Annotated in this window: 20 protein-coding genes; 8 read left to right on the top strand and 12 right to left on the bottom strand. The window is 42.2% G+C overall.

Annotated elements, in window-relative coordinates; all coding sequences use genetic code 11:
- The first annotated feature begins 67 nt into the window (after nt 1-67).
- Nucleotides 68-2,986, top strand: coding sequence for a T9SS type A sorting domain-containing protein (locus IPM71_05715; GenBank protein ID QQS52232.1), 2,919 nt, complete (start codon nt 68-70; stop codon nt 2,984-2,986).
- 279 nt (nt 2,987-3,265) lie between these two features.
- Here the strand turns inward: IPM71_05715 and miaA are convergent, their stop codons facing one another.
- A complete protein-coding gene (gene miaA, locus IPM71_05710) occupies nt 3,266-4,189 on the bottom strand; it encodes a tRNA (adenosine(37)-N6)-dimethylallyltransferase MiaA (protein QQS52231.1) in 924 nt (307 codons plus the stop codon).
- 65 nt (nt 4,190-4,254) lie between these two features.
- Here miaA and smpB point away from each other — a divergent pair, with 65 nt between their 5' ends.
- Nucleotides 4,255-4,704 carry an SsrA-binding protein SmpB gene (gene smpB / locus IPM71_05705; GenBank protein ID QQS52230.1) on the top strand — a complete coding sequence of 150 codons (450 nt, stop codon included), beginning with the start codon at nt 4,255-4,257 and terminating at the stop codon, nt 4,702-4,704.
- A 45-nt stretch (nt 4,705-4,749) separates the two neighbouring features.
- Here smpB and IPM71_05700 read toward each other — a convergent pair whose 3' ends face one another.
- The 7 genes from IPM71_05700 to IPM71_05670 form a co-directional block, all read right to left on the bottom strand.
- Nucleotides 4,750-6,063 carry a hypothetical protein gene (locus IPM71_05700; protein ID QQS52229.1) on the bottom strand — a complete coding sequence of 438 codons (1,314 nt, stop codon included), beginning with the start codon at nt 6,061-6,063 and terminating at the stop codon, nt 4,750-4,752.
- A gap of 92 nt (nt 6,064-6,155) precedes the next feature.
- Nucleotides 6,156-7,469, bottom strand: coding sequence for an SPOR domain-containing protein (locus tag IPM71_05695; protein QQS52228.1), 1,314 nt, complete (start codon nt 7,467-7,469; stop codon nt 6,156-6,158).
- A gap of 133 nt (nt 7,470-7,602) precedes the next feature.
- Complete coding sequence (locus IPM71_05690; GenBank protein ID QQS52227.1) at nt 7,603-8,319, bottom strand: TIGR00730 family Rossman fold protein; 717 nt, start codon at nt 8,317-8,319, stop codon at nt 7,603-7,605.
- Nucleotides 8,320-8,393: 74 nt separating this feature from the next.
- Nucleotides 8,394-11,237 carry an excinuclease ABC subunit UvrA gene (gene uvrA, locus IPM71_05685; protein ID QQS52226.1) on the bottom strand — a complete coding sequence of 948 codons (2,844 nt, stop codon included), beginning with the start codon at nt 11,235-11,237 and terminating at the stop codon, nt 8,394-8,396.
- The gene (locus IPM71_05680) at nt 11,238-12,182 is read right to left on the bottom strand and encodes a lytic transglycosylase domain-containing protein (protein QQS52225.1); all 945 of its coding nucleotides are present in this window, start codon (nt 12,180-12,182) and stop codon (nt 11,238-11,240) included.
- Nucleotides 12,183-12,273: 91 nt separating this feature from the next.
- Nucleotides 12,274-13,620: an outer membrane beta-barrel protein gene (locus IPM71_05675; GenBank protein QQS52224.1), complete on the bottom strand. Its 1,347-nt coding sequence runs from the start codon at nt 13,618-13,620 to the stop codon at nt 12,274-12,276.
- Between the two features lie 2 nt (nt 13,621-13,622).
- The gene (locus IPM71_05670; GenBank protein QQS52785.1) at nt 13,623-14,099 is read right to left on the bottom strand and encodes an RNA polymerase sigma factor; all 477 of its coding nucleotides are present in this window, start codon (nt 14,097-14,099) and stop codon (nt 13,623-13,625) included.
- Between the two features lie 436 nt (nt 14,100-14,535).
- Between IPM71_05670 and IPM71_05665 the strand changes: the two genes are divergently transcribed.
- From IPM71_05665 to IPM71_05650, 4 genes are read left to right on the top strand one after another with little or no spacing between them, the layout of a single operon-like run.
- Nucleotides 14,536-15,231: an ABC transporter ATP-binding protein gene (locus tag IPM71_05665; protein ID QQS52223.1), complete on the top strand. Its 696-nt coding sequence runs from the start codon at nt 14,536-14,538 to the stop codon at nt 15,229-15,231.
- Nucleotides 15,224-16,453, top strand: a complete 1,230-nt coding sequence (locus tag IPM71_05660) for an ABC transporter permease (GenBank protein QQS52222.1) — start codon at nt 15,224-15,226, stop codon at nt 16,451-16,453. Before IPM71_05665 ends, IPM71_05660 begins: the two co-directional genes overlap by 8 nt.
- An 11-nt stretch (nt 16,454-16,464) precedes the next feature.
- Nucleotides 16,465-17,724 (top strand): ABC transporter permease, encoded by a 1,260-nt coding sequence (locus IPM71_05655; GenBank protein QQS52221.1) that lies wholly within the window; start codon nt 16,465-16,467, stop codon nt 17,722-17,724.
- 15 nt (nt 17,725-17,739) lie between these two features.
- The gene (locus tag IPM71_05650) at nt 17,740-18,864 is read left to right on the top strand and encodes an efflux RND transporter periplasmic adaptor subunit (GenBank protein QQS52220.1); all 1,125 of its coding nucleotides are present in this window, start codon (nt 17,740-17,742) and stop codon (nt 18,862-18,864) included.
- 93 nt (nt 18,865-18,957) lie between these two features.
- Here the strand turns inward: IPM71_05650 and IPM71_05645 are convergent, their stop codons facing one another.
- Nucleotides 18,958-19,431, bottom strand: coding sequence for a CAP domain-containing protein (locus tag IPM71_05645; GenBank protein QQS52219.1), 474 nt, complete (start codon nt 19,429-19,431; stop codon nt 18,958-18,960).
- A gap of 10 nt (nt 19,432-19,441) precedes the next feature.
- Nucleotides 19,442-20,200 (bottom strand): SDR family NAD(P)-dependent oxidoreductase, encoded by a 759-nt coding sequence (locus tag IPM71_05640; protein QQS52218.1) that lies wholly within the window; start codon nt 20,198-20,200, stop codon nt 19,442-19,444.
- Between the two features lie 164 nt (nt 20,201-20,364).
- On the opposite strand from IPM71_05640, the gene ppk1 reads away from it, so the two are divergent.
- The gene (gene ppk1, locus IPM71_05635; GenBank protein ID QQS52217.1) at nt 20,365-22,410 is read left to right on the top strand and encodes a polyphosphate kinase 1; all 2,046 of its coding nucleotides are present in this window, start codon (nt 20,365-20,367) and stop codon (nt 22,408-22,410) included.
- A gap of 69 nt (nt 22,411-22,479) precedes the next feature.
- Here the strand turns inward: ppk1 and IPM71_05630 are convergent, their stop codons facing one another.
- A complete protein-coding gene (locus IPM71_05630) occupies nt 22,480-23,763 on the bottom strand; it encodes a hypothetical protein (protein ID QQS52216.1) in 1,284 nt (427 codons plus the stop codon).
- Nucleotides 23,764-23,955: 192 nt separating this feature from the next.
- On the opposite strand from IPM71_05630, the gene IPM71_05625 reads away from it, so the two are divergent.
- Complete coding sequence (locus tag IPM71_05625) at nt 23,956-24,675, top strand: hypothetical protein (protein QQS52215.1); 720 nt, start codon at nt 23,956-23,958, stop codon at nt 24,673-24,675.
- A gap of 10 nt (nt 24,676-24,685) precedes the next feature.
- On the opposite strand, the gene IPM71_05620 is transcribed toward IPM71_05625, so the two are convergent.
- The gene (locus tag IPM71_05620) at nt 24,686-25,636 is read right to left on the bottom strand and encodes a lipid A deacylase LpxR family protein (protein QQS52214.1); all 951 of its coding nucleotides are present in this window, start codon (nt 25,634-25,636) and stop codon (nt 24,686-24,688) included.
- Between the last annotated feature and the right edge of the window lie 2 nt (nt 25,637-25,638).

Here is a 25,638-nt window from a genome sequence, read left to right as displayed (position 1 = left end):
ATCTGTTAAAGTAGAATTATGCTGTCTTTTTATTAATCTACAATTTGTTTCTTCGCAGGAGCCTGGGATGGGGCTGCGTCCACTTTCTAAAGAAGAGTATGAAAAAGTTCCTGTTGCTGATTTAGAAACATTAAAGAAAAATGCACCAACAAAGGCAATTTCAAAAGTTTTACCTTTAAAACTTGTACTAAGCACTCCAATGGTCGGCAATCAAGCGTCACAAGGTTCTTGTGTGGCATGGGCTAGCGGATATTGCTGCTATTCTATAATGTTGAATTCGAAATTCAACGATTGGACTATTGCCACACGAAGCCCAAGCTATATATTTAATCAATTAACACATTGTACTCAAGAAGTGGGTTGCGGCAATGGTTGTGGTTTAACTGTTCCAGATGCATTAACTCTTATTAAGGAACAAGGGGTTTGTTCATGGAAGAATATGCCTTATGTTGAATATGATTGCTTTACACAGCCTAATGCCACCCAAATTTCCGATGCAGCCCAAAACAAAGCATTAAACTTTGGCAGACTTGCAAACAAAAATGACATTGCTGAAATAAAGAGTAAGTTAAATTATGGTTATCCAATAATAATCAGTATCCCAATTTATGATTCATTTTTTAGCATGTGGAATAAGAAGACAGGTGTTTGGGATAATAATACTGGCCAATCTGAATATTCTCATGCTGTTTGCATAATTGGGTATGATGATAATAAAACCGATGGGAAAAGTACTGGTATGGTTAAAGTCCAAAACTCATGGGGTACGGATGGAGGAGATATGGGTTTCTTCTGGATACCCTACACTTTTATTCAAAGTGGCTGTTTAGAGGAAGCATATGTTCTTTACTCCAGCACAGTTGGTAATAATAACTCCAATTGCACAAACACTGCTCCAATACTGGATAAAGTATTAAGAAATGGCACCAATGTTGAGTACTTTTTTAGAAGTAATTATACTGGTTCTTCTAAAATTACTCTTGAATATTCTATTGATGGAAAAACTTGGAAATCGAATTATTCAAGTACTGGAAATTCCCCTCGCACGTGGTCGAATGTACCTGATACTTTTGGAATGCAATACAGAATTATTGAATCGATAGCTGGTTGCAGCCAATATGCCTCAAATGTTATTCGGCATGGATTTCCTTATTTTGTGACATCATCAAGAACAGGAACAACAATTTCTTGCATTGTTTCTAATCAGGTTAATAGTACAATTACATTACAATATTCGACAGATGAAGGAAAAACTTGGAATCAGGCAACAACTGCAAGTACTTCTAGTCCTTATATTTTTGAAAACATTCCCGATCAAAAGCCCATTGGCCTGAGAATAGTAGAAAACAGTTTAACTCAGGGTATTACTAAATCAAATACTCGAATTGAGGCCAATTGCAATATTGCCCCGATATTAGAAAGGGTTGAAAGAAATAATACAAACGTCTCATATTTTTGGAATAATAATGGGATAAGCAACAATACCATTCGTTTGGAGTATTCTACAAATGGAGGTAGTATATGGGTGTCTAAGCCTGGCACTGCCATTTCACCACGTACATTGTCAAGTGTGCCCAATGTTAAACCAATATCATACAAAGTAGTTTCATGTACCTATGGCTGCGAAGTAAAGTCAAATATAATTGACCAAAAACCTCCATACCTCAACAGTGTTACTCGCGATGGTACCTCGGTGAGTTTTAATTACAATAGTAATGGAAACCCTACCATTACCCTACAATATTCAGACGATCAAGGCAGTAATTGGAAATCGCAAACAGGATGTACATCAACATCGCCCTGTGTTTTTTACAATGTGCCCGATAAAAAACCAATTGTTTACAGAGTATTAGGGGACGCACCTGGATGTGCCACAGCTATATCAAATCAAATAATTATACCCAATTGCACACCAGCTACACTAACAAACATAGTAAGAAGTGGAACTTCAGTAACATATCATTGGATTAATAATACTACATACGGACAAATTAAATTTCAATATTCTACCGATGGTGGCAATAATTGGATATCAGAAACAATTTCAACTGGTACTCAAACATCACCTAGACAATTTTCAAACATTCCTGATGTAAAACCCATTCAATACAGAATAATTACCTTTCCTTTTGCATGTGGTGAGGATGGAGTTATTTCAAATGTAATAGAGCATAAACCTTGTGCAGCGCCAAATTTAGGCACAGTAATACGTAATGGCACATCTGTAAATTATTATTTTGGCAGTAATAATAATACTATAACCCTTCAATATTCCACTAACCAAGGAAGCACCTGGGTTTCTAAATCAGGTTGTACTACATCGCCTTGTACCTACGTGAATGTACCAAATATCAAACCAATAACATTCAGAATAGTTGGCGATGCCCCTGGCTGCGCAACTTCTGCATCCAATACCATCATTCATGCAGATTGTTATCCAACCTTAACCCTCGAAAAAGTTGAAAGAAGTGGAACTTCTGCAAAATATTATTGGAATACCTATGGTGCTGTGTATCAAACAATAGGTTTTCAGTATTCAACAGATGGCGGTGCAAGCTGGAAATCATATCATATTGGTGCAACCTCGCCATACTCCATCAATGGAGTACCTTCAACATTGCCTATGAAATATAGAATAATTGGTTACGCCTATGGTTGTAATAAAGATGGATTAATCTCAAATGTAATAGAACATAGAAGTGCGGGTACTTATCAAGCACTAGAATTTGCTTCCACGGATATTTCAGACATTCAAGATTTAAATTCAGTATATTGGGCCAGATACCTCCCAGATGGTATACTAAAGGCTTATCATACAAATGATGTTAAGGTGTTAAGATTATATAACATTAACGGAAATCTTCTAATTGAAATGAATGTTGCTAACCAGACTGAAAGTGAAATTAACATCGATAATTTACCTTCAGGGGTGTATATTCTAACTTTTGATGGATTTCATTCTAGAAAAGTCTTGAAAGATAAATAACCCATCCTACTTCAAGAGAAATGAATGGGCAATACTTTCTATTAATAGAGTATTGCCCATTTTAATTCACAAGAAATGGGTTATAGCAGTATTTGGTTGAGTTTGCAAATCATTTTCATATGCTCGTCAGCCTAGTTTTTTGAGAGCCTTTGACTTGGTTTTACGTAAACGGTTTTTGTTGGGCTAGCAGAGAATTTTATTTAGCCTGAGTAAGCCAAAATTATTTTTTATTTAACTACAAACCAATTAGTGGTGGTAGGGCAAATATGTATCACTAAATCAACCTTCAATCACCCGAAGGGCTTCCTGTATTTTTTCTTCCTCCGAAAGCATCCCGTCAATCCAGTGTATATTCACACCCTCGCGTTCCATTTTTCTGAACCAGGTCATCTGCCGCTTGGCAAATTGGTGGATGGCGGTTTCGAGTTGGCTTGTCATGTCTGAAAAGCTTAGGTGACCTAACAGGTGTTGAGTAATGTATTTGTATTCGAGGCCATAATAAATAAGGTCTTCCGGGGCGATGCCCTGGTTAAGCAGTCTTTGTACCTCATCCACCAGTCCCTCTTCAAGTCTTCTGTGCAGCCGTGTTGAAATCCGGCGGCGACGCTCTTCACGGTCGAACTGTATGCCAAGGTAAACGGGTTTTATTTCTGGCATTTTTTTTTCTGCCGGAGGGTACAGCAAATAATACTCTTCGATTTCGATGGCCCTGATGGCCCTTTTTACAGTGTCGGTATCGGTTTTATTGTGCAATTTTTTATACGATGCCAGTATGTTTTCGAGTTCCGCAAGACTTTTGTCCTTCAGCTTTTCCCGGAGGCTGTTATTTACAGGCACACTGATAAGCTGGTAGGCTTTTGTCACCGATTCGAGGTACATGCCGGTACCTCCGCAAAGAATAACTTTTTTCTTTCGTTGCTGAATTTCTTCGAAGCAATGGAAAAAGTCTTTCTGAAATTCGAACACATTGTATTTATACCCTGCCGGATGGATATCGACCAGGTGACAAGCAATGGTCTTTCCTTCGACACAATAGTCCTCGTAATCTTTACCGGTTCCGAGGTTCATATCGCGATAAACCTGCCTCGAATCGGCACTGATTATTTCGGCGCCGATGGCATGGGCGAGCAGCGCTGCTAATCGGGTTTTACCCGTGGCGGTTGGGCCTAAAACCACTACCAGGTTATGCTTCTCTGCCAGCATGCTATTCTGTATTGAATAATTGTAAAAATACCCTTACTTTGCAAATCCTTATTGGAAGGTGCAAGATGGCAAACAAAATTGAAATTCGAAATAAAAAGGCAGCACACGATTACGAGTTTATCGAAAAGTATACGGCGGGCATTGTGCTTTCGGGTACCGAGATAAAAAGCTTAAGGCTCGGTAAAGCCAATATGGCCGACTGTTTCTGCTCTTTCCGGGGAAATGAACTCTGGCTTCGGAATATGACTATTTCGGAATATGCAAACCGGGGTTACATGAATCACGATCCCCAACAGGAACGAAAACTGCTTTTAAACCGCACCGAGCTCAAAAAACTCGAGCGTAAGGTCAAGGAAAGAGGGCTTACCATTGTAGCAACCCGTGTATTTATCGCCGAAACAGGATATGCAAAAGTAAACATTGCACTGGCAAAGGGTAAAAAGGAATACGACAAGCGCGAAGACATTAAAAAGCGCGATACGAAGAGGGTTGAAGATCGCCTCAGGAAGCTCTAGGCTTGAAATGTTTCTGTCTGTAGTTTCGAAGAATTTCTAAGCTTGCTATTGTGCGAAGAAGAAATCGTTCAGCTCATAAATATCCTTGGTCGAAAAATCCGTTTCGAAATCGAAATAAGCATCCACGGTATTCATCATTTCATCGAAAGAAATATACCCGTCCTGGTCTTTATCAACCTTTAAAAATTTCTGAGGAATTTCTTTGGCGCCGGCCTTTTTGTAATTGCTGTATGAGGCAGGAGTTCGCACATACATGGCAATATCTTTGCGGGCTACAGCCTTCGACATATCCAGCGATGCAACTACATCTTCGTCCGACATAGCCACACCTCTTTCATCGACCATGGCTCCATACTGCGAATAGGACTCGTCATCGAGGTAATCAGGTATGCGGTCGAGATCACTGTCAATGGGGCAACCAAGGGTATCTGTTTTTACCCCCCAGGGTGTTCCGGGGCATTGATCTATGGCATCGAACCAGCCATCCCCATCTTCGTCGCCCATAAGGGTATTGTCGAATTCGAGTTCGGCAAACACCTTCTCCCATTTGAGCATTTTTGCGCTGGAAAATAAGTCGAGGTGTATCGAAAATTGGGTGAAAGTGAAAAAGTCGGATTGTTGATCGCCAATGATTCCTTGTGTGTTTTTATGGCTCACATGGTCAATTTCGTCATTAAGTGTATAATGCAATGAGCTGCTTACGCGAAACATAAGCCGGTTGGTTACCTGAAAATCGAGCCCTGCTTCCAGAGGAATGGCGATGGAATAGGAAGCATATTCGTTGTAGCCAAAATCGATGTCTTTTACGTTTGTTTCATAGACAAAATCGCGACGTAGCAGTTCGGCATTGGGGTTTACAAGTTGCGATTCGCGGCGGATAGATCCATCGGTCCAATAGTGATAAGGTATTTCTGCGCCCTCGATAAGCGCCAGTTGATCGGTTTTCGAATCGAAGGTAACCATTTCCAATCCAAGCGAAACAAATGGCCTAAGGCGTTTCTGAGGCGAAATAAAATGGTCAAAATCGTAGTTTACATTGAACCCAAAAATATAAGTCGACGAATGGAAATTAAAATTAAGCAAAGTGTCGGTATAGGAGCGTTGATTGCCAGAGAGTGACCCTCCAAGCACGTAAAAGTCTCCGCGGAAAAAATGGCGGTTGTCGAGGTAAGTGGCCACATTTACCGAAAAGCCAGGGTCGCCGTTTAAAATGGTTTGACCGCTGTTTTGAATGTCTCCGAAAAAGTTAAAGCTACCTCCACCAATACCAATGACAGGTTTGTAAACCGGGTTCCAGTTTTCGACTTCCTGCACCAGTAAATTCTCAATATCGCCCGGATCCTGAGCAAAGAGAGGCATGCTGCAAAGGCTTAATAGCAGCACGAGGTTTTTGAAGCTATTTCTGATCCTGGACATAGTTCTATTTGTATTCACTCGAATTCTCCGTTTCCTTATTTATACCATCGCTGGTTCGAAATCATCAAAGCTTCCTGCACGGTAATACGAGTACCATTATTGTAAGCTGAAACAAATGCATCGTCGAGAGTAGTTGAGTTCCAAATTTGTTCGCGGTAGTCGCGGGCCACTTTGTATTCGGGGAACGAACCTACCGAGTATTTATACCAACCTTCGTGGTATTCGTGCCTTACCTCCTTCTCGAGTTTGTAGGATTTAAAATACCTTTTCACGTTCACCGGACTATGGCCTGCAGCCAGTTGCACGCGATAATAGATTCCCTCTTCGGGTTCGAGCATGGTTTTTTTATTCGACTTTGGTTCCTTTTGGTTGGTCACAGGTATATGTTTGCTCACACCATCTGTTTGCCCATAGGCCAGGCTTGCGGCGCCAATGTTTTGAATGAGTAAATTCAGGTCTTCGGAGCTTTTTACCTGTGCCAAATCCTGGGGAGTTTGCTGAATATTGATGGTAATGGTTTTAGCCTCTTCGAGGTAAGAAAATGTACCTTGCAGGGTCGGGGCTTTTTTAGTTCCCATTCCCGTCGGTACCAGTTTGTAAGAGACTAAAAAGAAGGAAGATGCCGGAAGGTTCATCCACAGGTATTTGGCTGTGTTTTTCTTAAAAGTGAAGATGGCATCACGCTCATTTACTGCTTCGGCTTTGTATCCTTCGGGAATGGTTTCTTCAATTTTTGCAAATTTTTCTTTTCTTTCCTTGCTCACAAGAATATTCACGATGTATCCTTTTCCATCGGGCGAAGGCACAGGTGCTTGCCTGATACAAGCTATTTGAGGCTCGGAGCCGGAAACCGGAATATAGGGAATTACAAGGAGCTCGTAATCGTTAATATCAACTATCAGCGATGGATCGGTAGTAGGTGAGGGTAGTATGGTTATTTCACCACTCTGGCTGGTAACAGTGCGGCGCTCATTGTCTGCGATGTACGAGAATTTGCTGGCAATGCTGAACTGCCCTTTCAGTCGGGGGTCTACTTTGATGGTATACGATACCATAATTTCTTTCTCGCTGGGCATATTCATCCAGATAAAGCGAGCCTTTTTATCGTCAAAGCTGAAATCGGCATTTGCAGTTTCTACTGAAGTGGCAGTAAGGCCCGCCGGCATTGTTTGAAGAAGGCGGGAAAAAGAAGCGAGTTCTCCTTTTTTAATAGTCACTTTTACTTCAAAACTGCTGCCTGCCACTACCTGCGTAGGCACTTCGCTGGTAATACCAATGTCGTCGGTAAAACCAAGCTTAAGTATGAGCGCAATAAGTAAATTTGCAAACAATGCAAACAATCTTAACATCAGGCTTTTGTATTAGAACCTACTAAAAATAAGCATTAATCGAAGAGAATAAAAATTTCTACATCGCTATTTCTTTCCAAAAACCATTTAAAATACAGTAATACAGCGCACTAAGGTTGTTAATTTCTTTTTTTTAAAAGTTTGGACTGAGTAGGTATTTCGAGTAAAACTGATTAATGGCATCTACGGCTTCCTGCGCTGTGTCCACCAGCGAGAACAATTCAAGGTCTTCTTCGCTGATGTTTTTTTCATCGCCAAGCATGGTGTTTTTAATCCATTCTACTATTCCCGTCCAGTATTGAACTCCGACCAGGATAATAGGAAACCGACCTATTTTTCCGGTTTGAATCAGGGTAAGCGATTCAAAAAGTTCATCGAGGGTACCAAATCCGCCTGGCAGAACAATAAAGCCCTGTGAATATTTCATAAACATTGTCTTCCGCACAAAAAAGTGATCGAAAGTGATAAGTTTATCGTGGTCGATGAAAAAGTTAGGTTCCTGTTCGAAGGGCAAAGATATATTGAGACCTACCGAACGGCCTTTGCCTCTTTTAGCACCCAGGTTTCCGGCCTCCATAATTCCAGGGCCACCACCTGTGATAATACCATAACCGTGTTGTGTGAGCTCGTAGGCAATTTCTTCTGCTAATTTATAATAGATACTTCCAGGTTCTGTGCGGGCCGAACCAAATATCGACACGCAGGGTCCGATGCGGGCGAGCTTTTCAAAGCCTTCCACAAATTCCGACATAATCTTAAAGATTTTCCAGCTGTCGTAGGTTTTAATCTCGTTCCAGTCCTTTTGCTTAAAAGCCAGCCTTATTTTTTCTTCACTTTTCGGATTAATCATGGGTGTTCCTTTTTTTTCTCAGTATTCATAACAAAGTAAGCGACTTTTTTCAAATCAGTGGCCCAACTTACTGATTAGCTTCTGCATTCTTCTAATTCTTTCTTCAGAAATTGGGCTGTATAACTGTGCGCATTGCCGGCTATTTCTTCAGGCGTACCGGCACAAAGAATTTCACCACCTTCCCGGCCACCTTCTTTTCCCATGTCGATAATGTAGTCGGCCACCTTAATCACATCGAGGTTATGTTCAATCACTATCACTGTATTGCCATGGTCGACTAGCTGATAAAGCACCTCGAGCAGCACTCTGATATCTTCGAAATGAAGCCCGGTAGTAGGTTCGTCGAGTATGTAGATGGTTTTTCCGGTATCGCGTTTGGATAGTTCGGCTGCAAGTTTTACCCGCTGACTTTCTCCACCTGAAAGTGTAGTAGAGGGTTGGCCCAGAGTAATATATCCCAAGCCTACTTTTTGCAGGGTTTTTATTTTACGTATGATGGCAGGAATGCTATCGAAGAATTCTACCGCCTGATTTATGGTCATATCGAGCACTTCGCTGATGCTGCGACCCTTGAATTTTACTTCAAGGGTTTCGCGGTTATAACGTTTGCCTGCACAATCTTTACACACCACATATACATCAGGAAGAAAATTCATTTCTATGGTCTGCACCCCGGCTCCCTGGCAGGTCTCGCATCGTCCGCCTTTTACATTGAAGGAAAAGCGACCCGGTTTGTAGTTGCGTATTTTGGCCTCGCGGGTTTCGGCAAACAGGCTGCGGATATCCGAAAATACACCGGTATAGGTGGCAGGGTTCGATCGTGGTGTTCGCCCCAGTGGCGACTGATCGACGTCGATCACTTTGTCGATGTGTTCCAATCCTTTGATCGACTGATAGGGCAAGGGTTCCTGTTTCGAATTGTACAGGTATTGACTTAGCAGCGGGTAGAGAGTTTCGTTAATCAGACTCGACTTACCGCTACCCGATACCCCCGTAATGCAGATAAACTGTCCCAGTGGTAGGTCAAGATCTACATTTTTAAGGTTATTGCCCGTGCAGCCTTTCAAGTGAATAAAATTACCGTTGTTGGACCTTCTTTTCTGGGGAAGTGGAATATGGCACTTATTGGTTAGGTACTTGGCAGTAAGACCATTGCTTTTTAGCAAACTCTCCGGCGGACCCGCAAAAACAACCTCACCTCCATGCCGTCCGGCTAAGGGACCCATATCGAGTATATAATCCGAGGCCATCATCATGTCTTTGTCGTGCTCTACTACAATAATGGTATTCCCCGAATCGCGAAGGGTTTTAAGTGTATGAATGAGTTTGATGTTATCGCGTTGGTGCAATCCAATGCTGGGTTCGTCGAGTATGTAAAGTACATTTACCAGTTGAGAGCCGATTTGTGTAGCCAGCCGGATACGCTGGCTTTCGCCACCTGACAGGTTACGTGAGGCCATATTCAACGAGAGGTAATTAAGGCCTACATCCAGCAGAAATTGCACCCGGGTGCGCAGTTCTTTGATAATTTCCGTAGCAATGGATTTTTGCCGGTCGCTCAGGTGAATCATTACCGAATCTAGCCAGACGGCAAGTTCGCGTATGTCCATTTCGGCAAGTTCGGCTATGTTTTTATCGTGAATTTTAAAGTGAAGTGCCTCTTTGTTTAATCGCCGGCCATGGCAATCGGGGCAGCTTACCCTTTTTACAAATTGTTGTGCCCATTGTTGTTCGGCTTCGCTCTTATCGCCCGCTGCTTGCATGTTGGCTACATAGTTTACGACGCCTTCGAAACTTAAGAAATAATTCGACGAGGTACCCAATGGGGTGTTTTCCAGCTTCAGGGGTTCTTCGGTACCATACAATATGGCCTGCAAGGCATCGTCCGATATACTTTGGATGGGATCATCGAGCTTAAAACGATATTTCTGTGCAATGGATTCCAATTGCCAAAAAATGAGTGAATTTTTATAGGGTCCCAGGGGTTCGATTGCGCCCTTTTTAATGCTCAGGTTGCGATTAGGAATAATTTTATCGATATCAATCTCACTTATTTTCCCCAGACCGTTGCAGGTGTGGCAGGCGCCCTGCGGCGAATTGAAAGAGAAATTGTGAGGAGCGGGTTCGTTGTATGAAATGCCGGTGGTGGGGCACATCAGCTGACGGCTGAAGTAACGGGCCTCCTTGCTGTCTTTTTCCTGCAGCATAATGGTGCCTTTTCCATGATGCATGGCAGTTTCGACCGATTTCTTCAAACGCTTACCATCTTCTTCGTTGTCGGCAATCTGCAGTTTGTCGATTACCATTTCGATGCTATGGTTTTTATAACGGTCTAGCCGCATTCCGTGTCTTATCTCATCTATCTTTCCATCCACCCGCACATGCATAAAACCTTTGCGAAGTATTTGTTCGAAAAGCTCTTTGTAATGCCCTTTCCGATTTTTTACCATGGGAGCCAACAGGTAGACCTTTTTATTCTGATAAGCCTGCTTGATGAGCGATAGAATTTTATCATCCGAATACTTCACCATTTTTTCGCCCGTATTGTAAGAATAGGCCTCACCTGCGCGGGCAAAAAGTAGGCGCAGGTAATCGTATATTTCGGTAGTGGTGCCCACCGTAGAGCGTGGGTTTTTATTGGTGGTTTTTTGTTCGATGCTCACCACCGGACTTAGACCTGTGATGTTGTCAACATCGGGGCGTTCCATGTTGCCAAGAAATTGCCGGGCATAAGCCGAAAGTGTTTCGATGTATCGGCGCTGCCCTTCGGCATAAAGGGTATCGAAAGCGAGCGATGATTTGCCGCTACCGCTTAATCCGGTAATCACGGTTAAACTATCTCTCGGTATGCTTAAATTGATGTTTTTGAGATTATGAACGCGGGCTCCGTAAACATGTATGCGATTATTCTCTTCCACTTAATCCTTCTCCTTATTCTTTCTGGTTCTATTATTTGGTATGCGAATCTGGTATTCTTTACCCGAGGTATTGGCAAGTTTGTCGTCTCTTAACCAGGGGTTTAAATATTTCAGCATTTTATAATTGGTCTTGTGTTCGTTGGCAAAATCGGCCCAGCTTTCAATCGGGCTATTAACGATTTCTTCTTTGTAACGATAAGGCTGGTAGAGTTCATCAGCGGCTATGTGAAAATTATATTCTGCAGGATTGGATAGTATTAGTTTAAGCGCTAATATGCGGTATACATAGCGAGCAGTTTCTTCGCCAAAAAGCAGGTTGTAATAATTGTTTTCCTTTTGTCTGGTAATTTGGCGGTCTATTCCAAGGCGTCCAACGTTGTAGGAGGCTGCAGTGAGTGTCCAGCTGCCGAATTTTGCATAAGATTCATTCAGGTATTTGCATGCTACTTCGGTGGATTTTGCAATGTGGTAGCGCTCATCAACCTCTTCGTTTATTTCCAGTCCATAATCTTTGGCAGTACCTTCTAAAATTTGCCAGAAACCGACAGCTTTCTTAGGTGAAACCACATTTTCAAGCCCACTTTCTGCTACGGCCAGGTACTTAAAATCATCGGGAATGCCCTGCGCTTTCAAAATAGACTCTATTTCAGGAAAAAACCGGTTTGCCCGCTTAATGAGCAGAATGGTTTGAGAATGATAAAATGAATTCACCAGCATCTCACGTTCGAGGGCTTCCTTTACATCGAAATATTCAAGGGGCACCTTTTCCCCGCAAAAAGTCAGACTGTCGGGGAGGGCAGGGGGAAGATGATATGCCTCGTTGGTTGAAACATAACTACTGTCGTGGTTGCAGTCGGAGCTGATAAATAAAAGAATTACTGTTGAAACAACAATTGCAGCGGTTAAAAAGTATGCAATACTCTTAATGGGGTTCACTTTGTTCATGTGTAGTGTGGGTTTCAATCTTCAAAAATAGACAAAAAATTACCACCGATATATGAACAAGAGAATTAACTTATGCAGAAAGGAGATGGAATTAGAAAAGATAGGTGATGCCTGTTAAAATGCCTATGGAATAGGGTCTTGCCTCCACTGTCGAACCCGGATTAACTGGGCTCAGGTAATATTTAAATTGAGGCTCGACATTCAGGTTGAGCTGATCGTTAAGGCGGTATCCAAAGCCAAGTCCTACGGTACTGCTTAAATTCACCGAATTGAGTTGATTGTTTTCCGCAAAGTAAGTGCCATTATCAAGATAAACCGGACTATCGATCAATAAGTTTGTACTTAAACCTCCCAGAAGGCTAAGATTAAAATCCTGGTCGATTACTACATAACGTGCCATAAAAGGCACTTCGATATATTCGAGGTATTGGGTCAGGGTGCTGCTCTGGTTATAGGCGGCCAGTTTTTCTTCGTCTTGAGTGACCATGTCCCACGAACTGGCATTGGTTGTAAAGCTGGTATTGTAAATTTCGCCCAGCGAAGTCGATACATTCACCGCAGTGATGGTTTCGCCTATACTAGGCATACCACTATTGTCGTAATAGTCCTCTCCACGGGTATTATTCACATTTACAGCTTGCTGTGTGGAGGTGGTTTGCCCCATTTTGGAATAATATACTCCTGATTGCACAGAAAACCTTCTGGCTGCTTTGTATGCTACTTGTACACCACCTGCATAAGCCATTATGCCATTTTCGCTCTGGTTATATGCTTCTGAAAGCTGAGCCGGGGCTTCTGCACTAATTGTCCGATAAGCATATTGTGGGCCTGCCTGCCCGCCCAAAGCCCATTTGTCGGCATTGGTAACTGGTTTTTCTTCAGGTTCGTCAAACACAGCCAGCATGGCATTGTAGCTTTGTTCCGTGGCTTCCGGAGTGGTATGTGGAATTTCCAGGTTCCATTCGGGCATGCTTACTGGAATATTGGCCTTTATGGATGCAATCGGATACATCGACTCAGCCTTGTCTGTCCTCGTCAGTTGTTTGTCAATATGCTGAGGAGTAAGTGCTAAATTTCCAGAGGATGTCGACGGAGCCAGTGATTTTATGGTGGAGATTATATTTTCTTGAAGTGATTTATTTTCTGGTAGTGCAATGGTATTGGACTTGGTTTCCTGGAGCACTGGATTGGAGTGTTTAGGTGCCGATGCAATTTGCAGTTCCTGATTCTTTCCAAATTTGTTTATGCCAATACTGGTTGCTGCAATAAGAAGTGCCGCAGAGGCAGCCACTTTAAAATAGAAAATAGGCGACCTTCTGGCATGTTTTGCCAGGAGTTTTTTCTCAATAAGCTGCCATGCATCTGCGGGTGGTGCAGGTGCAAAGTCTTTTAGTTCTTGTTTAAAATAGTCGTCCATATCGATAAAACCTTCATTCATACTTACGATCGGATTATGGCTCCCGCCTGGTAATGCTTCGAAACTTTATCCTGTAAGATTGATCGGGCGCGTGATAAATTTGATTTCGAGGTACCCTCAGTAATGTCTAGCATTTCCGAGATTTCTTTATGCGAATAACCCTCTATGGCATAGAGGTTAAAAACAGCTCTGTATTTAGGCGACAATTCCTGTATCATCGCTATCAGCTCTTCGGCAGCCAGGCTACTTACAATGTCGTCATTGCTAAACTGCGTATTATCGTGCACTCCATCCTGGATATTTACTATCTTAAACTGTCCACGAAACCGTTCCAGCGAGAGGTTCACAAATATCCTGCGCATCCAGCCTTCGAAAGAACCTTCGAATTTGAACTGGTGGATTTTTTCGAATACTTTAAGGAAACCATCCTGGAGAATATCACTTGCATCGTTTCGATTGCCTGCATAACGAAGGCAAATGCCGAACATTTTTCCAGCCATCAGCGAAAAAAGTTCTTTTTGTGCCCTGCTATCTTGCTGCTGGCAACCTAGAATGATATCCTCAAGCTTATTCTCCAAGTCTTGATACTTATTCCTCAAAGTTAAGATAATCCTACCTCCTTTATTCAATTCGAAATAGCTAATTTGTTACCAGCAAAGTATTGATGCATAACAAAACCAAAAGGTTGCGTGTGATGAAAACAATTCATACTTTTCTACAATAAACCCCCTTAGAGATAAACACTGTATTGCGAATTGCTGATAGGGTCGATAAATGTAAAGTCTTGTTCATTATCGAACATATCCTGTTCCATTCTGCAACAAAGCCTTTAAGGCATGGGAAAGAAATATTTTATTTAACACACACCTAATCAACAGCATGCAAATTTGTGGCATGTTAGTTGTAAAAAGCCCATCGAGAATAAAAGAAGCCTAAATGATAAGAATTAAGCAATTGCACAAATCCTATGTAAATGGGATAAACAGTTTACATGTTCTGAAAGGTATTGATATGCATATCGAAGCCGGCGAGATGGTTTCGATTATGGGGTCTTCCGGATCCGGTAAATCAACCCTTTTGAACGTTATTGGTATTTTGGATAGCTACGATGCAGGAGAGTATAGCCTTAACAATATTTTAATGCAGGGCTTGAGCGAAACTAAGGCGGCATGGTACCGCAACCAGATGATTGGTTTTGTTTTCCAATCGTTTAACCTCATTTCTTTTAAAAATGCTCTTGAGAATGTAGCTCTCCCTCTTTATTATCAAAACGTAAGCCGTAAGAAGCGAAATAAAATTGCCATGGAATACCTCGATCGGGTGGGGCTGGGTCCCTGGGCAACTCATTTACCGAGCGAACTTTCAGGAGGACAGAAACAAAGAGTGGCCATCGCGCGGTCGCTCATTGCCCAACCAAAAGTAATTCTCGCAGACGAACCTACCGGAGCGCTTGATTCGCAAACCTCTTACGAAGTGATGGACCTTTTTCAGGAGATTAATCAGGCCGGAATTACCATTATTATTGTAACACATGAAAAGGATATTGCAGAACGTACCAAGCGGATTATTCACCTGAAAGATGGATTAATAGAGCGGGAATATAAAACCAAATTAAACCTTAACTATGCTTGATTTTGGCGTTTGGCAGGAGATTTTAAGCACCATGAGCAAAAACAAGCTCAGGACTTTCTTAACCAGTTTTAGCGTATTCTGGGGGATTTTTATCCTTATGATTCTGCTTGGCTCTGGCAATGGTCTTAAAAAAGGTGTAATGCACAATTTCAGCGATGCAACCAACAGCGTTTGGATGTGGGGTGGAATGACCAGCATGGCTCACGAAGGGCTTAATATCGGAAGGCCTGTTACATTCAGAAACGATGATTTGAGCTACCTGGATGCCAGTTACGAAGGACTCGAAAACCTTTCGGGCCGCATCAATCTATGGGGAGGGGCTTATCATAGCAGTTATAAGAATGAATATGGCGATTTTGAGATTCAGGCAGTTCTGCCGGGTCACCAGGTTACTGAAAAGCTGGACCTTATGGAAGGCCGGCTGCTCAATGAATACGACATGAAAAAATTCCGGAAGGTTGCCGTGATTGGCCGGAAAGTAAAAGAACGCCTATTCAAGGAAGAAGACCCGATTGGCAAATATGTGAACATAAATGGTATACCATTTCTCGTAGTAGGTGTTTTTACCGATATCCACGATGGAGAAACCGAACGTTTGTACATACCTCTTACGGTGGCGCAGAAAACCTTTCAGCCTGGGAACATGGTGGGTACAATTACTTTTACAACAGGCAACGCCACAGTAGAAGAAAGTGAAGTACTTATTGAGGATATCCGGAAAAAAATAGCCCAAAAGCATGGCTTTAATCCTGATGACCAAAGTGCAATGGGAAGCTGGAATGCCCTTAAAGAATACAAACAGATGCTTACTCTTTTTAACGGCATCAACATTTTTGTTGGAATAATTGGTGTATTTACACTCATTGCTGGTCTTGTAGGTGTAAGTAATATCATGCTCATTGTGGTAAAAGAGCGCACCAAGGAAATTGGCATTCGCAAAGCAATTGGGGCTACTCCCAGATCCATTATAGGACTTATAATACTCGAAGCACTTATTATTACTTCATTTGCCGGATACTTAGGTTTGCTGTTTGGAATAGGTATACTCGAGTTTCTGGCTTCTAAAATGCCAGCCTCCGATTTCTTCAGAAATCCGGGAGTTGATTTCAGGTTCGCAATTTTTGCAGCCCTGTTGGTAATTTTTGCCGGAATGATGGCAGGTTTTGTACCAGCTAGGCGGGCAGCCCGCATTAAACCAATAGAAGCTTTAAGAGACGAATAATCAGTATGGCTATGATAGATATAGATAAGTGGCAGGAAATATTCCACACACTCAAACACAATAAACTTCGAACAGCCTTAACCGCTTTTGGCGTTTTCTGGGGTATTTTTATGTTGGTTATTATGTTGGGTGCCGGCAGTGGGCTGGAAAATGCGGTATATTCAAACTTGGGCGATTTTGCCAGAAACAGCATGTTTATCTGGGCTCAACAAACTACTATGCCCTATAAAGGATTTCCACGCAACCGAAGTTATCATTTTAATTACGACGATTTATATGCCATCAAGGATGGAATCCCCGAAATTGATATCATAGCACCAACTGTCAATGGGGGTGGGTATCAGCAAGCCACACTTGTTGTGAATGGAATACGAAAGGGAAATTTTCAGGTATTTGGCAAGACGCCTGAGGAGAACCTCATCGATCCTGTCGACCTTCTCTATGGCCGTTTTCTTAACGATTTCGATTTGGAAAATAAACGTAAGGCTGTTTTGCTTGGGAAACGGGTTTATGAAGAGTTATTTGCCAAGGGCGAAGATCCAACCAATAAATACATACGCATTAACTCCATATACTTTCAGGTGATTGGAGTATATGAATCGAAACATTCCGGAGGATGGGGCGAGCAGCAAAACAACCAGATTTTTATTCCATTCAGCACCGCACAACAAGTATATAACTATGCCAACCAGGTGGATCATTTCTCCATTGTTGTAAAATCGGATTACCCCGTAAAAGACATCGAACCCAGGGTTATGGCCATTCTGGCAAAAAACCATACCATACACCCCGACGATAAAGGGGCCTTTGGTTACCAGAATGTAGGCGAACAATTTAAAAAAATGAACGGACTCTTTTTGGGTATCCGTGGACTTATCTGGATAGTAGGTGTGGGAACACTCCTGGCTGGTATTATTGGAGTTAGCAACATTATGCTGATCATTATCCGTGAGCGTACCAGTGAGTTTGGCATAAAAAGGGCCATTGGGGCTACTCCCATGAAAATAATTACCACTGTTTTATCCGAATCGATTTTTCTAACAGTGGTAGCTGGCCTTACTGGGCTAATGTTTGGTGTGTTTATTATCGAAATGGTGGCCCTGGCACTTGCAAGTGGTAATGGCGAAATGTTTAAAAACCCTGAGGTCGATTTTAAACTGGCTGTCACCGCGCTGGTCATTATTATTATCTCGGGTCTTATTGCCGGACTCATTCCTTCCAGACGTGCTGTATCCATAAAACCTATAGAAGCAATCAGAACAGAAAATTAAAATAATTCAATAACCATGAAGAAGATAATAAAAATAGCATTGGTGGTAATTTTTGTAGGAGTCATCATTTTTGGGTTCATTTACCTGTACCAAAAATCGAAAGAAAAGGATGTGATTTACGAAACGAAAAATCCAACCATCGAAACAATTGTGCAGAAAACAGTAGCTACCGGAAAAGTAATTCCCCGCAAGGAAATTGCTATCAAGCCACAGGTATCGGGCATTATTTCCGAATTGTATGTTGAACCTGGAAATTTTGTAAAAAAAGGCGACCTCATTGCCAAGGTGAAAATTATTCCCGATATGGTAGCATTAAACGAAGCTGAATCGAGGCTTAACAGGGCTAAGCTTCAACTCGAAGATGCTAAATTGGTATACGACCGGCAAAAAAAGGTTTATGAGCAGGGTGTAATTCCAGAGGCTGAATTTCAAAAAGTAAGGCTTGAATACAATACAGCCATAGAAAACCTCGAAGCTGCAGAGAATAACTTATATTTAATTCAGGATGGTATCACCAAAAAATCAGGTCAGACTTCCAATACTTTAATCCGTTCGACCATCGAAGGAATGGTGCTTGATGTGCCTATTGAAGTAGGCACCTCCGTAATACAATCGAACACTTTCAACGAGGGCACAACCATTGCCTCAATTGCCGATATGGGCGAAATGATTTTCGAAGGTAAAATTGACGAAACAGAGGTAGGTAAAATTAAAACCGGCATGAAGCTGGAGCTTACCATAGGTGCCATCGAAAACGAAACTTTTGAGGCTATACTCGAATACATTGCCCCTAAAGGGGTAGAAGAAAATGGAGCAGTTCAGTTCGAAATTAAAGCCCAGGTAAAACTCTCTGAAAATAGTTTTATACGAGCAGGTTATAGTGCTAACGCCAATATTGTACTGGATAAACGCGACAGCGTTTTAGCCATTTCCGAAGCACTTTTAAAATTCGAAGAAAAAAACAAAGATTCGGTTTATGTGGAGGTAGAAATGCAACCACAGGTATTTGAAAAGCGCTACATTAAAACCGGGTTGTCCGACGGAATAAATATTGAAGTGAAAGAGGGGTTAACAACCGAAGACAAGGTGAAAGCAGGCGAAAAAAAGGAAGAAAAGCCCCCAGTAGAAACTCAAGGATAGAATAGAAGAAACTTCAGGTTTAACTTGTAGTTCTTTTTATAGACGAGGTTTTAGGTTCGAAAGGCTGCAGAGGTGCAGCCTTTCTTTTTTTGTTTAATTGGTAAAAATCTGGGTAAAATAATACCTGCCCTCTTGGTTACGCCTGGCTGAAATGCCTGTGAGGGAATAATTGCCCTCGATGTTTCTGCGATGACCATCGCTGTTTAGCCAGGCATTTACTACTTCCTGTGCAGTGCGTTGTCCGCTGGCTACGTTTTCGGCAAAGGCAGTACTTCCTAATTCTTGCTGCAAGCTCGAAACCCTTTCCTCCCAATTGTCGTGGCTGATACTTTCCGCTTCAATCATATAATCAGTATGGCCGGCTGCAGCCTTCACAAGGGCACTATTCATTGCCAGGGGCTCGAGGTTCTGACTTAGTCGGTATTGATTCACCAGTTGCTGAATTTCAATTTCAATTTCAGTGTTGACAGGAATTTCGTTACTGTCTTCTGAACAGGCAATGAAGCTTGAAATGAGCAATCCAAACAATCCCCATCGAAGTCCATTTTTTATTTTCAGTTTAGCCATAAGTTAAAATTCAATCCAGTGTGCGATTTATCAACGAAGCGGAGGCCTGCGCCGCAGGCAGGATGATGCTGTCGCTGATATTTACATGAGCAGGGCGTGAAACGATAAAGAAAATAAGTTCGGCAATATCTTCTGCTACAAGCGACTCAAAACCTTCGTATACCTTCGATGCCTTTTGCTTGTCGCCTTTAAACCGTACCTCCGAAAAACCTGTATTGACAGCTCCGGGATGTATGCACGAAACCTTTACGCCGGTTCCATTCAAGTCGAGCCGAAGGGCATCGGTAAATGCCGATACGGCATGTTTCGAAGCGCAATAGGCATTTCCTTTCAGGTATACTTCCTTACCGGCAATGGAGCCCATGTTAACAATATGCCCACTTTTTTGAGCGATTAAAATAGGGAGTAGTGCTTTGGTTACATACATAAGCCCCTTTACGTTAATGTCAATCATTTTTTCCCAGTCGTCGAGGTCTGCATCCTGTGCCAGATCGAAACCATGGGCGTTGCCTGCGTTGTTCAGAAGCACATCTATGTTTTTCCAGTTCTCGGGCAGGCTATTAATAGCTTCAAAGGTTTCGGCACGGGAACTTACATCAAAACAAAGGGTTTTTATTCTTGTTTTTTGACCCAGTTCATTCTCCAGCTCAAGGAGTTTTGGTTGCTGGCGACCGCATAAAATGAGGTCGTAACCATTGTCCGACATCAGCCTGGCAGTGGCCAGACCAATGCCCGAAGTAGCCCCAGTAATGAATGCCTTTTTGTTCATGTTTTTTTTTGCAAATATATCATTTTAAAGATGTCACAGAGGGTAGCTACAGAATGGAAGTTATCAAGAAAGTGCTTTTACGAAGGCTTGTGAATATTGAAAATCAGGTTTATGCACAATTTATAGGGAAAACAATTACTTTTGCCTGAAATGCACGAATAGAGATGATAGTTAACAATTACAGGAGCAAGGAGATCAGTTGGTTATCGTTTAACGAGCGATTGTTACAGGAAGCCGAAAAGCCTGAAGTGCCACTTATCGAGCGTATCAAATTTTTGGGTATCTATTCCAATAACCTCGACGAGTTTTTCAGGGTGCGTGTGGCCATTCTCAAAAAGATTGCTCAGCTCAATAAGAATACCATGCTCGACGGAGGTTACCCGCTCGACATACTGAAAGAAGTCTATAAGCTTATTTTAAAACAGCAAAAGCGTTTCGATAAGATATTCAGCGGCTTGGCTGCGGAGTTAAGCGAACATGATATTTATCTGATTAACGAAACACAGCTTACCGAAGAGCAGGGTGAATTTGTGCACGACTATTTTCAAAACCAGGTACGTCCGAATCTGATGCCCATTATCATTTCGAAGAACCGCGAACTGCCAGACCTGAAGGACGATGCCATATACCTGGCTGTAGAATTGGTTCCCAGCAGCGAAAATAGAATTGTACATGCGCTAATGGAAATTCCTTCGCTGCTCAACCGTTTTGTCATGCTTCCTTCCAAAGGGCAAAAGCATTACATCATTTTGCTCGACGATGTAATACGCTATGGATTAATCGACATTTTTTATATGTTTTCACCTTCGCGTGCAAATGCTTTCACTATCAAGCTTACCCGCGATGCAGAATTGAATATCGACGATGACCTGGCCAGGAATTATGTCGACAAAATTTCACAAGGTTTAGAGAGGCGTAAAGAAGCAGCCCCTGTGCGGTTGGTGTACGACAAAGGTTTACCGGCAGATTTTCTTGAGATACTCATGAAAAAGCTGCATTTTACTCCCGGGGATGTAATTCTAAAAGGAGGCCGTTACCACAATTTTAAAGACTTCATCAGTTTCCCGAAAATAGGCTCCAAAAACCTTCGTTACCCTGATTTGCCAGTGGTACCGCACAAGGATATTCAAAAGGGGCAATCTATACTACAGAAAATGAAGGAAAAAGATTTGCTGTTGCATTTCCCCTATCATTCCTTCATCAACTTTATCGATTTGCTGCAGGAAGCGTCGATTGACCCAGATGTAGAGTGCATTAAAATTACCATTTACCGGGTGGCGCGCAATTCGAAGGTTTTAAATGCACTTATCAACGCAGCCCGCAACGGTAAAAAAGTAACAGCTATCATGGAACTTCAGGCCCGATTCGACGAAAAAGCCAACATTGCCTGGTCGAACCGGCTTATTGACGAAGGTGTGCGGGTAATTTACGGGGTGCCAGGACTTAAAGTACACAGCAAACTTTGCCTCATTACCCGAACCGAGAAAAAACATACGGCGCACTATTGCTGCATAGGAACCGGAAATTTTAACGAGGACACAGCCACTGTATTCAGTGATCATATGTTGCTTACTTCCAATACAGGCATTGCCAAAGAAGTAATTTCTATTTTTGAATTTTTCGAAAAGAATTATCACAAAACACGTCAAAGCCACTTGCTGGTTTCTCCTTTTTCGCTGCGCATAAAGCTGAACCAGATGATTCAGAACGAGATTAACCTGGCAAGGGCAGGCAAACCAGCATTTATTTATCTGAAGTTAAACAACCTGGTAGATATAGCTTTAATTAAAAAGCTTTACAAGGCAAGAAAAATGGGGGTTGAAGTACGACTGAATGTAAGAGGGATGTTTTCTGCGGTACCTCAATTTGATAAACTCAGCAAATCGATCGAAGCCATTGGGCTGATAGACCGTTACCTGGAGCATTCGCGCCTTTTTATTTTTGGCAACAACGGAAAGCCTAAGGTCTATATTTCATCGTCGGATCTGATGTCCAGAAACCTCGACCGACGAATTGAAGTGGCCTGCCCGATTTACAACGAAGAGCTGAAGGAAGAGCTACTCACCATGTGTACCATACAATGGCAGGATAACACTGCAGCGCGAATACTTAACAATTCGCTCAGCAACAAAATAAGACAGACTGGTGCCAAGAAAATTCGCTCTCAGGAGTCCTTTCATCATTACCTGATGAAACGACATACCACATAATAACAAAAAAACGCCGGAAACAAGCCGGCGTTTTTGTTAACCCTAAAGTAAATCTATCTGAATCAAAAACTATTCTCCATACACAGGAATATGGCTTAGCTGGGTAATATTTTCGAGGTTGCTGTAATCGTATTGATACAATCCATCGATACCAATCATCAATAGCACTTCGCCCAAAGGAATCACATCAAAAGCATGTATGTCGGGGTAGTGTGCCAATTGATTCGTACTAATGTTCATAGGGTCGGTGGCATTGTATATTTTCAACCCGGCTTCTCCATCGCAAACAAACAACACACCATTGTCTATACCCATTCCATATGGCTCTACCATGGGGTAAGTGCTTAAAAGCTGTGGGCTCTCGATTTGCGTAATGTCAATTACATTCAGCTGACTTTCAATAGCTCCGCAAAGGTTGCCTCCCCGAAGAGTGACATAAGCAGTATTCCCTTCTACCACTACGGGGTCGCAAGCATTGGCATGGCGAAACTCCGAAATATATTCAGGGTTGGAAGTGTTTTGGATGCTGTAAATGTACATACCTTGCTGGCTTCCGACGAACAGCTTGTTTTCATAAGGAAAAAGTGTTTCGATGTTCCAGCTGATCGGGATGCTTTTTTCCCAAACCGGGTTTGCAATATTGGCAATGTTGAAGAGCTTAAGAGAAGATTTGTCGATGGCATATAGGTAGCCATTTACCAGGGTAAACCGGGCCATGGATCCTCCTACGCCAAAATTTGTCTCGCCGCCACCTGTGGGAGCGCCCACCATGTCGTTGCGGACACTTCCTGCAAAATCAAATTCCCAGAAAGGATAATAACGATAATCTTCTTTCGAAAGATCAACTTCTTCGGTATAGGTTATTACCTCATAACCTACAATTACTCCCTGGCTTTCATCCACCGTACCCAGCAGACCGGTTTCGAATTCAGGTATGATATAAGGGAAGATATTGGTATCGCGGTCAACTTCCCGAATATTGTTAATGTCGGAGATATCAATCGTAAGCAGATCGACATAACTATCGGCGTATAGCATATTGCCGGCAATGGCAAGGTCCACATTTCCGGGTATTTCAAGAAATTTAAGAATAACCGGGTTCGAAGGATCCTGGTTGTCAATAATGTGAATACCCTTCAAGTATTCGTTGACAAAAATGTAATTGTCTTTGAAATAAAGTTTGCCTGATTGCACAATATCTTGTTCGTCGGCTACTTTAAAAGAGTTTCGGAGCTGATCGTACGATAAATAAACCGGCTGGTTCACTTCCCACGATTCTTCCACCTTGTCGTTGCAAGAAAACAATACCAACGAGATGGAAAGCACAAACATTGATTGGATTAAATGTCTCATAATAGCAATGGTTTAGTTTATTTTGATAAAAGCCTATTTTTGTCCTGAGCTATTTTGCTGTAAGCTGATTTTTTACTTTCTTCCCTTCAGATGTGTGAAGGATAGTTTTAGTTGCGTGGTGGAATATTTTTTTTTCGGAGCAACCAAAACCTTGGCTTTTTCATCTTACCCACTTAATAATTATCTAAAATTATGAAAACATTTCTCATTGTATTGTTTGCAGGTATTCTCTTAGGGTATGCCCATGCGCAAAAGACAATCGACGTGGTGCATCTGAAAACGGGAAGCATTATCAAGGGAAAGCTTTTAGAAAGTACTGCAGAATCAATAAAGATTGAGACTGGATGCCAAAATGTGTGGGTTTTTTCCATGGATGAGGTGAGTCGTGTTGATACCGAACCCTGGACCGATCCACGCAGTGTGAAAAGCAAGGGATATTTTAACTTTAGCTCGGGGGGAGTGCTGGTAGGTTCGACAGCAAATGACTTGCGGGCACCTTTTAGTGCTTTGATCGAAAATAATTACCGGTTCAACCAATACGTTTCAGCAGGCCTTGTCACTGGTTTGGAAATGCTCAACGAGCCCACTGTGCCAGCAGCATTTAGTTTAAAGGGAATGTTGCCACTTGAAGGTGGAGCTATTCTTTTTCTGGGTGGTATGGTCGGTTATTCCATCTCAGTTGAAAATCCACCCGACCCGTTATATGAAATAAAAGAGAGTTATGGTGGCAATCTGGCCAGTGCCGAAATCGGGCTGATATTTCCATCATATGGACACTTAAGCTTTTTTATGGCTGCAGGCTACCGATACAGCGAACTATCTTATACCCGTTCCGATTGGTACAGAACTGAGGTAGACCGCACCATTTATTACAACCGCATTTCGCTAAGGGTAGGAATTGCCTTCTATTGATTAATTTGGTTTAAAAAGAAACTCCAAGGCTGATCTCGCCCCAGCCATGGCTTTTTCCACCTTTAAATTCCGGAGTGAGATGCACCAGAGAGGCTTTCAACCTCAAGTGGTTGTAAGCGAGTACCCATCCCATACTTAACTTCGAAACAAACATATAACGTTCGGCATTGTCAAAATAGTGGTCGCTCGGGTGGTAATTGAGTATACTGCCCTGTAAGGTAGCATCGAAATAGGATAGAGTGCTGGCAGCATTCATAAAAAGGTAGCATTCGAAATCGGTAGTTCTGTTTCCTGTTGTTTGGAAATCGAAGCCTCCGGCACGTTTGCCTACTCTTACTGTGGCATCGGCCGAAACATCGGTGTATAGACTACCAATTCGGCCATTGATACCATATTGCAGGTCGAATATGGGATTTCGAACCAACATTTCCTGGTAACGCGATTGGAGGTTGATAACAGGAGCATTTTTTACCTGGTATTGCCAGCCTGCAGCGGGCACCATCTCGTCGAGGCTATGCACAAAATCCTGGGTGCGGGCGGCAAGGGAGTATTCTCCTAACATTCCTATGCTTAAGCCTGAACTGAATTTCTTCCGTTTCGTTTCCTGCGATAGCTTGTACTCGCCGATAAAATAACCTGCATAGGGGCGGTCGTTCCATTGGACATCTGTTTCGAACATCTTTTCGGGAGTATACATGTTCTGTCTTATGCTGATGCTATGACTCGCAAATCCATTTTTCAAAGGCATGTACAAGAGCTTGTCCATAGCTTTTATGCGCACTGCAGGACTTATAAACTCAACCGCAGCACCGTTGGTAAAATAGTAATCGGTATGCAGGAAGATATCGTTCTCCCAATGCAGCAAAACCATGTTTTGCATTCCTGTTGATGGACTTAAATCCTGGCCAGGGGAAGGCAAAAAAGTAAGAAGTAGTAAAAGGATAACTAAAAAATTCTTCACAA

Source organism: Bacteroidota bacterium (genome assembly GCA_016699695.1).
In the GTDB taxonomy this organism is placed as follows: Bacteria; Bacteroidota; Bacteroidia; order Bacteroidales; family UBA10428; genus UBA10428.
Note: the sequence above shows the minus strand (reverse complement) of the source record. Positions and strands in the feature narration are given on the sequence as shown.